The sequence below is a fragment of the Nostoc piscinale CENA21 genome (assembly GCF_001298445.1).
Lineage (GTDB): Bacteria > Cyanobacteriota > Cyanobacteriia > Cyanobacteriales > Nostocaceae > Nostoc_B > Nostoc_B piscinale_A.
In genome coordinates this window covers 731,512-743,548 of record NZ_CP012036.1, presented here as the reverse complement: position 1 = coordinate 743,548, position 12,037 = coordinate 731,512, and the positions used below count along the sequence as shown (strand labels likewise).

The window sequence follows — 12,037 nt, the reverse complement described above, 5'->3', positions numbered from 1 at the left end:
CGAGCAAGTTTATTTGATTATCATCAATGGGTTTTAGAACTTACACAAGATTCTAGTTGGCGACTTTTGACCGTGCAAGATTATCGCAATCAAACAACGGCTCAGAACTCCACTGAGAATACTTGTATTACTGAAAATAGTTTGCATAATAATGAATACCAAATTCAATCATTAAAATTAGCTCAACAAACTACAAGTGAAGGATTTTCTCATAAGGAAATGAGCGAACTAACCTCATACACCATTAAAACTATTAGAAGTAAAGCAAGCAAAGGAGAGAGTATTGCTGCTAACGATGGCTTTACCTACCGCTATGACAAAGATCCTCATATCCTGAAATGGATCAGAGTTTAGTCACAAGAGGTATGGGAGCAGGGAGCAAGGAGGAAGACTGATATCGTGTCCGGTAAAAGACTGAACATCAAGACCGCAGGGAGCAGGGGGAGGAAGAGTTTTGTCTTTCTGCACAGATGTGTTGAATCATAACTGATTTGCCGGACATGATATGAGACGGAGCTTTTACTCTGCTTGCTTTTCTTTTAGCCTTTGAATGGCAAGGTATTAGTAGAGACAGGTATGGCTTGATAAGCATTTTTGATGGTTACCCAGCTACTAGCAATTGGCATTCGCCAGCCTGTACCAAAGGCGCGGTCGGTAATTTTCAAGCCGGGGGGTGCTTGACGGCGCTTAAATTCGGCACGGGCAACCATTTGAATTACTCGGTCTACAATCATGGGGTCGTGGCCTGCTTCAACTATTTGGGCGGCTGATTGATGGTCATGAATGAAGCGTTGCAAGATGTCGTCTAAAACTTCATAAGCTGGGAGGGAATCTTGATCAACTTGGCCGGGTTTGAGTTCAGCACTGGGGGCTTTGGTGAGGATATTTTGGGGAATAATTTCAGTTGGGAGTGCTGAGTGCTGAGTGCTGAGTGCTGAGGGATGGGAGTTTAACCAGTGGCAAATTTTATAAACGCGGGTTTTTGGAACATCGGCGATGACTGCTAACCCGCCGTTCATGTCGCCGTAGAGGGTACAGTAACCGACGGCCATTTCTGATTTATTGCCAGTGGATAATAAGAGATAGCCAAATTTGTTAGCGATCGCCATTAATAAGTTACCGCGAATCCGCGATTGAATATTTTCTTCGGCAATGCCAAATTCTGTGCCAGCAAACAAGTCAGCAAGGCTATGATCAAAGCTTTGCATTAATTCGCCTATCGGTAAAATAGTGGTTTCAATGCCTAAATTGTTACCTAATGCCAAAGCATCACTAACAGAATGTTCGGAACTGTAAGGTGATGGCATCAGGACACCGAGAACATTTTCTTTACCTAATGCTGCTGTAGCGATCGCAGCGACTAATGCTGAATCTACGCCACCACTTAAACCTAATACTACTTTAGAAAAGCGACATTTTAAGGCATAGTCCTGCACACCCAAAACCAAAGCTTGCCAGACTTCCTCTTCTTCTGATTCGCACTCAGGTGTTAAAGAACTTAACTGTAAATCTCGTGTTTTCTTGTTAAAGTCCACATTTACTAAGTCAGTGGCAAAACCACGGGCGCGACACATAATTTCGCCTTGACCATTCAAGGCAAAACTATAACCATCGAATATTAAATCATCATTACTACCGACTTGGTTAACATAAATCATCGGCTGTTGAAAACGCACCGCGCTATGTTTCAGCATTGATTCTCGAAACTGCGGTTTGCCTACGCTGTAAGGTGAAGCAGATAAATTAACAATTAAATCTACGCCTAAAATTGCTAAGTCTGCAATAGGATTGACAGCATAACTACGTTTACCCCAAAATTCTTCATCATTCCATAAATCTTCGCAAATAGTTACGCCAATATGAATATCATCTAAAGTGAAATGATTAGGTTGTAACCCTGGTTCAAAATAGCGGTCTTCATCAAATACATCATAAGTTGGCAACAGCCGCTTATAAAAAACTTGTTTGATTTTGCCCGACTCTAATAAAGCAATACTATTAAATAAACTTTTACCGCCAGTAATATGGGATTTGGTATTTGGTTCAACAGTGCCGACTAACACAGCTAGTTCCGGTGGTAAATCTCTGGCTAATTGTTGTAATGCCGTACTCATAGCCGAGACAAAACTAGGATTTAATAATAAATCTCTGGGTGGATAACCACACAAAGAAAGTTCTGGGGTTAATAATAAACGTGCGCCTGATTTTACTGCATCTTGGGCAGATTCTAGAATCTTTTGAACGTTTCCGGGGATGTCACCAATGGTTGGATTAAGTTGAGCGATCGCAATTTTCATATTTGTCCTTTGTTCTACCCTGCGGGAAGCCGCAGAAGCGTCTATGTCATTAGTCATTTGTACTTGGTTTTTTACAAATGACTAGTGACTAATGACTAATGACTATTTAAATAAACACCAAAGGTTTATCTTTAAAGGGTGCAAAAGCTTCAGCGTCGAATTTATATAAACTAGCTGGGCGGCCTGCACCCCGTGATACCTTTACTCCGGTATCGCACAAAAAACCTAACTTGAGTAGTCGCGCCCGAAAATTAGAGTAATCAGAAAAGTTCTCGCCTAACACGGTTGTGTATAGTTGATACAAATCGTTTAAAGTAAACATTTCTGGTAAAACTTCAAAGGCGACTGGGCTGTACTCTAACTTATTTCGCAGTCGTCTATGACCGTAAGTTAGCAGTTGATTATGGTCAAAGGCTAACTGTGGCACTTGCTTGACGGGATACCAAGCAATTCCCGCGACTTTATCAGCAATTAATTCGGCTTCTTCAAATCTGACGAGGGCAAAATAACTCACTGATAAATAACGCACGCCATAACTATCGGTTGCTTCTCTGGGGTCGCGGTTTGGCCCGCCAAAGGTATACAACTGTTCTAAATAAAGATTGTTGACTCGGATTTTCTCTGCCATGATGCGATAGGCAGCATCTTCTAAAGATTCGCCTTGACGCACTAACGTCCCAGGAAGACTCCAATAATTTAAAAATGGTTCTTGCTGTCGCATGACTAAGAGAACCAAAAGTCGATTTTGAGCAGTGTCTACAGAAAAAATTACATTATCCACACCTACCTTAAAATCAGCCAAAGGTTGTTGATTTAGCGGAGTTGGAATCTTTTTGTGGTTGCGTCCTGGCATTTGTACAAATGCTGTTGATGAATATAAGCAACAATGGGAGCTATGAGTGCTTCAGTATCTCCATGCTCACGATAAGCTGTTGAGGATACATTTAAACCTGTGAGGGTAGCGATCGCAATTTTTCCTCTCAGCTTTTCGATTGCCTCTAAGCTAGATTCTTCTATCGCATATCCTGGTCGTGGCACAATCAGTAGTTGCACTTGCTGTAATAAATCTTCAATTTTATACCAGCGTGGTAGTTGATTGATCAAATCTGAACCAATAACTAAGGTGTATTCCGCTTCTTCACCCCAATGCTGTTTGGCTTTTTCCACAGTTTCTAGGGTTCGCCAGCTACTTAAATCCTGTGTCACTGCCACGTTATGCCTTGGCGCATCCATATCGGCAATTAACAACCGCAGCATCGCCGCCCGATGTTCTAATTGTGTTTGATGGGACTTAAAGGGATTATCCGCCGCCCACACTGCCACCCAATCATAACGTTCTGACAACCACCTTAAAATCTCTTGATGCCCAGCTGTTGGGGGATCGGCACTTGTACCAAATAAAGCAATTCTCATGATCTTACTTTGCGCCCTTTGCGTTCTTTGCGGTTAGTTCCTTCGTCTCTTCAGTCAACTTTTGCAACCCAGCCGAAATATCCACCGGCAAAGCCAGAGGATTTGATATCTGCCTTGTCTCTTCTGGCAAACTAGCGATTGTTATGGCGGTTCGTTGGCGAATTTCTGCCAAAGTTTCTGGCAATTGCATTCGTTCGCCTTGCTTCATGACTAATTGCAGCAAAGGTGTTTCTGATTGCGGTGTTTCTGTGATTAATCCCAACCTATCAGCTTTTACCTTGCCACCGACAAATGACCGAAAAATCTGCTTGCGTCCGGGATAAGTTACCTTACCGCTAGACTGCTTCATGACTGGAACGCCATCAATTTCTACTAGCTTGTAAACCCCGTTGACAGGCTTACCCGTTACCAGTCGCGTTCCCAAACCGTAACCATCAATTACCGTCCCAGCCCCTTTAAGTCTGGCAATTTCCCATTCATCTAAATCACCACTGGCAACAATCGGCACATTTGGTAACAGCGATCGCACTTGTTTGGATAAGCTTACCAAATCACCAGAATCCAGTCTGACTCCTGATAATTCCATTTCTCCAGCATTCACTTTTGCTGCCAACTTTTCCGCCGCCGCGATGGTATCGTAAGTATCAATTAACAAGGGCGCACCGGGAAAATAGCGATGAAATGCCGTAAAAGCTTCGGCTTCACTGCCTTCCATCGCTGACAACGCCATGACCAAGGCGTGAGCCATCGTACCACTTGGCTGTTGACCTAGTTGTAGTGCGGCTAACACATTCGAGGTAGCATCTAGCCCCCCGGCTAAAGCTGCCCGTGCCGCCCACAACGCCCCTTGGGGACTGAATGCCCGTCTTGTGCCGAACTCTAAAAGTTTGGCTTTTTCCCCAGCCACATCACGCAAACGGGCGGCTCTGGTGGCAATTAAAGTTTGATAATTGATTGTATTTAAGAGGTAAGTTTCTATTAGTTGGGCTTGCCAAAGTGGCGCTTCAATTCGCAAAAATGGCTCGTTAGGAAATACGGCTGTGCCTTCAGGAACTGCCCAAACATCACCAGTGAATTTAGCTTCAGCCAATAACGACCAAAAGCGATCGCTGGCGTGGGCGAAAATTCCCGTCGCCTGGAGTGCGGCAATTTGAGAATGAGTAAAACTTAACTTTTCTAAATATGCCAGAACTTGCTCTAAACCCATTGCAATGAGATAGCCAAAATTTTCTGGCGATCGCCTCACAAATAGCTCAAAACTAGCTTGTTTTTGTTCTAATCCTTCACCGACATAACAAGCTGCCATTGTTAGCTGATAAAGGTCGGTTAGCAAGCTGTAATCAGCCGCAGAGATTGTCAAGTCTTGGCGCTGGTAGCTGCCCAAGTCTGGGATAGTTGCCATGTAAGAGCGTCCTTACAAGAATGCTGCTTTTTTATTATGGTAGAATTTACCATAAATAATGTCAACTACTCCACGACAGAGAAGCTCTTGGCTTCATTAAATCAACATAATCACCGCAAAATAATTATATTTTATACAAATATTTAATCTTTTTTAATAGTTTATTCTTTGTAAACTAACTTCTTTAAAAGACTGATATTTCTCACACAAAAGAGCTGAATTAGGAGTTTTGTTATAATTGAAATTGCAGAGAAACTTTAAACTTTTTCGGCAACCTAAAGTATTGCAAAGCAATCTGAAAAACTATTGCATAAATTCTCAATATATTGAGAGTCTGAGCGATGAGAAAATATCGAATTAAAGTAGAGAGATAACTATCTAACTGACTCAAAAATAAGGAGTCTAAGAGTATGGCTATTTCCCAAATCATTGCCAGGATTACCGAGTATATCTCTGAAGCCGCAATGCGAATTTTTGGCCCTACAGATGATCAATATCCTAATACTGGGGTACAACCTTTTACGGGTGAACCTTATAAAAAAAGGTATGAGTGATGTTTGGTAGAAGATGAAATATTTAGATATGAGTGAGGTCAAGGCTTAAGCCACAAGCTTGAGCCTTTTTATTTGGTAGATTTCAAGAATTACGCTGGAGATTGGGTGTAGGGGTAAAAGGGTATGGGGTGTAATGGTTTTGAATAAATACACCCCTACACCCTCACACCCTTAAACCCATTCTGAACAGACAATCTTTGTTTTTTTAATCAACTACTAAAACTGCTGAACCTTCAATTTCGCCATTACGAAGGGCGTTCAAAGCTTCATTTGCTTGGGTGAGAGGAAAAGCATTCACTTCTGTTTGAATCGGAACTTTGGGTGCTAAAGCGAGAAATTCTTCGCCATCTTTGCGAGTTAAATTAGCAACAGAACGTAACATTCTTTCTTCCCAAAGAATTTCGTAAGGAAAAGAGGGAATATCACTCATGTGAATACCTGCACAAACTACAATTCCACCTTTAGCGACTGCGCGTAAAGCTGCTGGGACTAATTTACCTACAGGCGCAAAAATTATCGCTGCATCTAAAGGTTCTGGTGGTAATGTGTCGGAGTCACCAGCCCATGTTGCGCCGAGTTGCAGAGCAAATTCTTGTCCGGTGATATCTCCAGAACGAGTGAAAGCAAAAATTTGCCGACCTTGATAGCGGGCTAATTGAATTAAGATATGGGCAGATGAACCAAACCCATAAAAACCAATTTTTTCAGCATCGCCTGTCATACTGTAAGCGCGATAACCAATTAAACCACCACATAATAAAGGCGCAGCTTGTAAATCAGGAAAGGTAGAATCTAAGGCAAAGCAAAAGCGGTGATCAGCTACAGTATATTCTGCATAACCACCATCTAGGTTATAGCCAGTAAATTCAGCAAAATCGCAGAGATTTTCTCGTCCTGAGCGACAATAACGACAGCGATCGCAAGTATGACCCAACCAAGGCACTCCCACCCGTTGACCGACATAAAATTTATCAACCTTTGCCCCAATTGCCTCGATAGTGCCGACAATTTGATGTCCAGGTATTAAAGGTAATTTGGGATGAGTCAATTCTCCATCAACTATATGTAAATCTGTGCGGCAAACAGCACAAGTATGAACCCGAATCAAAACTTGTTCTGCATTGGGTTGAGGTATTGGTAACTCAGCTAAACGTAGAGGTTGATGTGGTGCATCTAAAACCATTGCACGCATAATTAAGGGAGTTGGGAGTGGGGATGATTACTCACTATATAGCTCAGGATGAAAAATTTTTCTTCTATCTCTGGCTTACAAAATTCCCACTCCCAACTTCCCTATTTACGAAAGATTTCGGCAAAAAATTGTCGCATATTTTCCCAAGAACGTCGGTCAGCAACGGGGTTATATAATGCTCCTTTTAGCTGACCTTTATTGTCTGGGTTAGTAAAGCTATGTACTGTACCACCATAAGAAATTAATTGCCAGTCTACATTTGCTTGGCGCATTTCATTTTCAAAAGCTTGGACTTGTTCTGCTGGGACAAATGGGTCATCAGCACCATGCAATACTAAAACTTTGGCTTTGATATTTTTAGCATCGTTCGGGTTTGGTGTATCGAGGTTGCCGTGAAAACTGACGACTCCGGCAATATTAGCACCACTACGGGCAAGTTCTAATACTGTACCACCGCCAAAACAATAACCGATCGCCGCAATTCGGTTAGCATCAGTGAGCGGATTTGATTGTAATACTTTTAACCCAGCTAAGGCGCGATCGCGTAACAATTTTCTATCGTTCCGATAAATGGTAGCTTGCTTACCAGACTCTTCAGGAGTCTTCGGTCTAATACCTTTACCATAAATGTCAGCTGCAAAGGCAACATAACCAAGTTTTGCTAACTGTTCTGTGCGCTGTTTGGCATAAGATTGTAGTCCATTCCATTCATGTACTACCAGAACCCCAGGACGCTTGCCTTTAATTGCGTCATCATAAGCTAGATAGCCTTGTAAAACTGTATTGCCTTGTTTATACTCAACGTTTTTGGTTTGAATTGCTGCCAATGTTTGTGTAGCAGTCAATACCACAGCCACAGGTGCAATTAATGCAGAAAGCAGTAATTTCATTTCAGGACACCCAGTAAAATAATCATCTGGGATGATTATGCCTGGAAAGTAGACAATAAATTTGTCATTAGTCATTTGTTATATTTTCCCATTGCTCCCTGCCCCCTGCCGTGTTTCCTCTTCCTATTCCCTACTCCCCAATTCGGTTATTTCGGCATTCTGGCAACGCTAAAAATCGCAGCGATCGCTACATTAGAAGTATATTGAGATATTTATCAGCATTGATACAACGCTATGAGTGCAGCCACTATTCCCCAAAATCCCTTGCTTAAAGGTACTGGCTTACCGCCATTTACTGAGATTCAAGCAGAACAAGTAATTCCAGCCTTCCAGCAGTTATTAAAAGAACTGGATGAGGAACTTGCTACCTTAGAAGCTAATGCCCAGCCAACATGGAGTGGTTTAGTCGAACCCTTAGAAAAACTTACCGAACGGCTGACTTGGAGTTGGGGTATAGTCAGTCATTTAATGGGAGTCAAGAATAGTCCCCAGCTGCGCGAAGCTTATGAAACTGTCCAACCCGAAGTGGTACAGTTCAGCAATAAACTTGGTCAAAGTCAAGTTATATACAACGCCTTTAAACAATTCCGGGCGAGTGATACCTGGGCAACCCTAGAACCAGCCCAGCAACGTATTATCGAAACTGCTATCCGGGATGCGGAATTATCGGGTGTAGGCTTATCAGGGGAAGCCAGAGATCGGTTTAATGCCATTCAAATGGAGTTAGCAGAATTATCGACAAAATTCTCTAACCATGTATTAGATGCCACCAAAGCATTTAGCTTAAACCTGATAACCAAAGCAGAAGTTGACGGCTTACCCCAAAGTTCCCTCAGTTTAGCCGCCCAAGCTGCCCGTGCGGCTGGTGAAGAAAACGCCACCCCCGAAAATGGCCCTTGGCGCATAACATTAGATTTTCCTAGCTACGGCCCTTTCATGCAGCACAGCACCCGCCGAGACTTGCGGGAACAGCTGTATAAAGCTTATGTCACCCGTGCTTCTTCGGGTGAGTTAGATAATAATCCTTTAATTGCACGAATTTTAGAGTTACGCCAAGAACTAGCCAATTTATTAGGCTACAAAAACTTTGCTGAATTAAGCCTTGCTAGTAAAATGGCTCCCAATGTTGCAGCAGTCGAAGCACTGTTAGAAGAACTGCGGAGTGCAAGCTATGATGCTGCTGTCAAAGAGTTAGCCGAACTCAAAGCTTTTGCCGCTACCAAAGGCGCAGCAGAAGCCCAAGATTTAAAACATTGGGATATTAGCTTTTGGGCAGAACGCCAACGGGAAGCAAAATTCTCCTTTACCACGGAAGAATTACGTCCTTATTTCCCCTTACCCCAAGTTTTAGACGGCTTATTTGGACTAGTGAAGCGGCTGTTTGGTGTAACTGTCACCCCTGCTGATGGACAAGCACCCGTTTGGCATGAAGATGTGAGATATTTCCAAATTGCTGACGAAACAGGTAAACCCATCGCCTACTTTTACTTAGATCCTTACAGCCGTCCTGCCGAAAAGCGTGGTGGTGCTTGGATGGATGTCTGCATTAACCGTAGTAAAATTAATGACAATGGTGCAACATCTGTGAGGTTGCCTGTAGCTTATTTGGTGTGTAACCAAACGCCGCCAGTTGATGGTAAGCCGAGTTTAATGACATTCTATGAAGTAGAGACATTATTCCACGAATTTGGTCATGGCTTACATCATATGCTGACCCAAGTTGATTACAGCAGCGCAGCCGGGGTGAATAATGTCGAGTGGGATGCTGTGGAACTACCAAGCCAATTTATGGAAAACTGGTGTTATGAACGCCCGACTTTGTTTGGTATGGCGAAGCATTATGAAACTGGTGAACCATTACCAGAGCATTATTACCAAAAACTGTTAGCCGCACGTAACTATATGAGTGGGAGTGCGACACTGCGGCAAATTCACTTCAGCACTGTGGATATAGAACTGCACGATCGCTATCTTCCTGGTGGTGATGAAACTCCCGCCCAAGTGCGCCAGCGTATAGCCAAAACTACCACAGTTTTACCACCCCTACCCGAAGATTCTTTCTTGTGTGCCTTTGGGCATATCTTTGAAGGTGGTTACGCCGCAGGTTACTACAGCTATAAATGGGCTGAGGTGCTGAGTGCGGATGCTTTCGCCGCTTTTGAGGAAGCTGGTTTAGATGATGAAGCCGCCGTTCAAGCCACTGGTAGACGCTACCGTGATACTGTGTTGGCGCTGGGCGGTAGTCAGCATCCAATGGAAATCTTCAAAGCCTTCCGGGGACGGGAACCTAGTACAGTTTCGCTGTTACGGCACAATGGTTTGCTAAATACAGCAGCTTAACAAGATTGTCTGTGGAGACTGGGTGTGAGGGTGAAAGGGTATAGGGTGTAAGGGTTTTGAAGAAGTACACCCCTATACCCCTATACCTCTACACCCTCCTCCAAACCCTTAATTTTTCGTTTTTTGCTTAAGTCCTATTTACAACCGAAATTCATCAAACTTGATCACTTCTGAATCTGGTTTGCGCGTATCAAAAAGATAGCTACTTACTTTACCTGTGCTGGTATCAAAAATACTAAAAACAGTAATATTATTACTAGCTATATAAGGCATTGGTTTACCATCTTCACCTAATATTGGTGCGATGCTGGGCATCACAGGTTCTAAACCGTTGGGGTCGCCAATGTCAACATATTTTTCTTGATAGTTGGTGGGAACTTCTCGCTTTCTTTCGCCCCAAGCAGCACCATAAGTATTACCCACATTTGAGGTTTCTAAAAAGTGCATTCCCCCAGGACTAACAAAGCGATTCCATAAATGGGAATGTCCATAAAAGACCAATTGTACATTAGCAGCTTCTAGTAAAGGGACGACATCACGGATAATATAGTCAGCGTTTTTGGGATATTTGTAACGCACAGATGTAACTTTGCCTTCCTGATTGCGATCGCTGATTTGTACCGGGTCGGTGTAAGCTGGCACTATATTATCGCCCAGGGTGTGGGGCGGGTGATGAAACATCACAACTTTGTATTTTGCTTGCTGAAATTCTGGACTGTTGAGTTCTGCTGCTAACCAATTATATTGTGTACTACCTTTGGCAATTGGCTCATAAATTATCTGCCCATAACCCCAATTTTCTGGGTTATTTAAATCTTTTTCTGCTTCTCGATATCTACCTGTATATTTTTCATCTAATTTGGGTGTGCGCCACATATTTGTGATGTATAAAACTATTAAACGCACATTACCAAAGCTAACTGCATAATATCTTTTACCGCCTGATTTACTTTCAGGTAAGCTCAATATTTCTTCGTAGGTAATTGTATTAAAAGAATTATCTATTAGTGATTTGCCACTATACAGTTTTTGAGCAACAGCACGGGGAAATGTATCATCAAATTCATCGTTTAAACTGTTTTTTCTGCCAAAACGCCCCATGACTTCATGATTACCAATGCAGCTATACATAGGTGCATGTTGAATTATTTGTCCGCCTGTGTAAGTGACTTTCACGCCATCATGCTGCATTTCGTATTGAGCATGACCTTGTAAGCCAGGAAATAAAGCATTACCCCGATTATCATCAAACCATTCCGAGGCGCGATCGCTCACATTAACTAAATCACCAGCAAACCACACTGCATCTACTCTTCCCACTGTCTCTACGACTTTTTGCAAGTTGGCGGCGGTCATCGGTTTGAGTTGATGGTCAGAAGTTAACAGGATTTTGAGTGGTGTCCCCGGTTCCGGTTTGGCTGTCAGGGTAAAAACATCACTGCTAACAGTTGCGCCGTCTTCTGTTGTACTGCTAACTCGATAATTCACCCGCACCCCTGGCGTTAATTCTGTCACCTCCGCTTCATGTCGCCAAATATCACGTTTTGTCGGTTGTTGATAAACTTGTCCGTCTTGGGTTTGCTTCCCAACTCTGGATTTTTGGTCTTCTCTAATGCGACTGAGTTTAGTTGTCGTGGCTTTAGCAGTTTGCTGCAAATTTCCCCCATAAGCCACTGTATGCTGAGTCCCGGCAAACTCAGTAAACCACACTACTCTGACTGAGTTTGCCGTTGGTAGTTGCAAAAATGGATCTGTCAACAGTTGAGGCGCTACGGTCATCATAGTTTGCCCAAAGGAATGCACGCTTACCAAGGTAAAGCATAGAACAAACAAAAGTACAGGCTGGAGAAATTTCATGATTTGTCCTAATGGGAATGTTCTGCGACAAACGCGGGTGCGTGGTAATTCACTTTGTGATTATAGATTTGTATGAGTTTATGAATTGGCGC

The 12,037-nt window shown here is 42.8% G+C and carries 10 protein-coding genes; 3 read left to right on the top strand and 7 right to left on the bottom strand.

Going from position 1 to position 12,037, the window contains the following annotated elements:
* The first annotated feature begins 72 nt into the window (after positions 1-72).
* The gene (locus ACX27_RS35595; protein WP_418006694.1) at positions 73-354 is read left to right on the top strand and encodes a hypothetical protein; all 282 of its coding nucleotides are present in this window, start codon (positions 73-75) and stop codon (positions 352-354) included.
* A gap of 185 nt (positions 355-539) precedes the next feature.
* On the opposite strand, the gene ACX27_RS03270 is transcribed toward ACX27_RS35595, so the two are convergent.
* The 4 genes from ACX27_RS03270 to ACX27_RS03255 all read right to left on the bottom strand — a co-directional run bounded on the left by ACX27_RS03270 (position 540) and on the right by ACX27_RS03255 (position 5,112).
* Positions 540-2,297, bottom strand: coding sequence for an NAD+ synthase (locus tag ACX27_RS03270; protein WP_062288364.1), 1,758 nt, complete (start codon positions 2,295-2,297; stop codon positions 540-542).
* A 106-nt stretch (positions 2,298-2,403) separates the two neighbouring features.
* Complete coding sequence (locus tag ACX27_RS03265; RefSeq protein WP_062288361.1) at positions 2,404-3,150, bottom strand: NUDIX hydrolase; 747 nt, start codon at positions 3,148-3,150, stop codon at positions 2,404-2,406.
* Positions 3,111-3,710 carry a nicotinate-nucleotide adenylyltransferase gene (locus ACX27_RS03260; protein WP_062288359.1) on the bottom strand — a complete coding sequence of 200 codons (600 nt, stop codon included), beginning with the start codon at positions 3,708-3,710 and terminating at the stop codon, positions 3,111-3,113. Before ACX27_RS03260 ends, ACX27_RS03265 begins: the two co-directional genes overlap by 40 nt.
* Positions 3,711-3,714: 4 nt before the next feature.
* Positions 3,715-5,112 (bottom strand): nicotinate phosphoribosyltransferase, encoded by a 1,398-nt coding sequence (locus ACX27_RS03255; protein ID WP_062288356.1) that lies wholly within the window; start codon positions 5,110-5,112, stop codon positions 3,715-3,717.
* Between the two features lie 410 nt (positions 5,113-5,522).
* Here ACX27_RS03255 and ACX27_RS32680 point away from each other — a divergent pair, with 410 nt between their 5' ends.
* Positions 5,523-5,666 carry a hypothetical protein gene (locus ACX27_RS32680; protein ID WP_162491111.1) on the top strand — a complete coding sequence of 48 codons (144 nt, stop codon included), beginning with the start codon at positions 5,523-5,525 and terminating at the stop codon, positions 5,664-5,666.
* A 205-nt stretch (positions 5,667-5,871) separates the two neighbouring features.
* On the opposite strand, the gene ACX27_RS03250 is transcribed toward ACX27_RS32680, so the two are convergent.
* Both ACX27_RS03250 and ACX27_RS03245 read right to left on the bottom strand, forming a co-directional pair.
* Positions 5,872-6,858, bottom strand: a complete 987-nt coding sequence (locus ACX27_RS03250; RefSeq protein ID WP_062288353.1) for a zinc-dependent alcohol dehydrogenase family protein — start codon at positions 6,856-6,858, stop codon at positions 5,872-5,874.
* Positions 6,859-6,959: 101 nt separating this feature from the next.
* Entirely contained in the window at positions 6,960-7,748 is a 789-nt protein-coding gene (locus tag ACX27_RS03245; protein ID WP_062298109.1) for a dienelactone hydrolase family protein, read from the bottom strand.
* Between the two features lie 234 nt (positions 7,749-7,982).
* Between ACX27_RS03245 and ACX27_RS03240 the strand changes: the two genes are divergently transcribed.
* On the top strand, positions 7,983-10,088 hold the full coding sequence (locus ACX27_RS03240; RefSeq protein ID WP_062288351.1) for a M3 family metallopeptidase: 2,106 nt from the start codon (positions 7,983-7,985) through the stop codon (positions 10,086-10,088).
* A gap of 138 nt (positions 10,089-10,226) precedes the next feature.
* Here the strand turns inward: ACX27_RS03240 and ACX27_RS03235 are convergent, their stop codons facing one another.
* Positions 10,227-11,945 (bottom strand): purple acid phosphatase family protein, encoded by a 1,719-nt coding sequence (locus ACX27_RS03235; RefSeq protein WP_083468657.1) that lies wholly within the window; start codon positions 11,943-11,945, stop codon positions 10,227-10,229.
* Positions 11,946-12,037: the final 92 nt, after the last annotated feature.

Coding starts and splice junctions, on each gene's coding strand:
- ACX27_RS03255 (WP_062288356.1), bottom strand. CDS start 5,112: ATGGCAACTATCCCAGACTTGGGCAGCTACCAGCGCCAAGACTTGACA.
- ACX27_RS03250 (WP_062288353.1), bottom strand. CDS start 6,858: ATGCGTGCAATGGTTTTAGATGCACCACATCAACCTCTACGTTTAGCT.
- ACX27_RS03245 (WP_062298109.1), bottom strand. CDS start 7,748: ATGAAATTACTGCTTTCTGCATTAATTGCACCTGTGGCTGTGGTATTG.
- ACX27_RS03265 (WP_062288361.1), bottom strand. CDS start 3,150: ATGCCAGGACGCAACCACAAAAAGATTCCAACTCCGCTAAATCAACAA.
- ACX27_RS03240 (WP_062288351.1), top strand. CDS start 7,983: ATGAGTGCAGCCACTATTCCCCAAAATCCCTTGCTTAAAGGTACTGGC.
- ACX27_RS32680 (WP_162491111.1), top strand. CDS start 5,523: ATGGCTATTTCCCAAATCATTGCCAGGATTACCGAGTATATCTCTGAA.
- ACX27_RS03235 (WP_083468657.1), bottom strand. CDS start 11,945: ATGAAATTTCTCCAGCCTGTACTTTTGTTTGTTCTATGCTTTACCTTG.
- ACX27_RS03260 (WP_062288359.1), bottom strand. CDS start 3,710: ATGAGAATTGCTTTATTTGGTACAAGTGCCGATCCCCCAACAGCTGGG.
- ACX27_RS03270 (WP_062288364.1), bottom strand. CDS start 2,297: ATGAAAATTGCGATCGCTCAACTTAATCCAACCATTGGTGACATCCCC.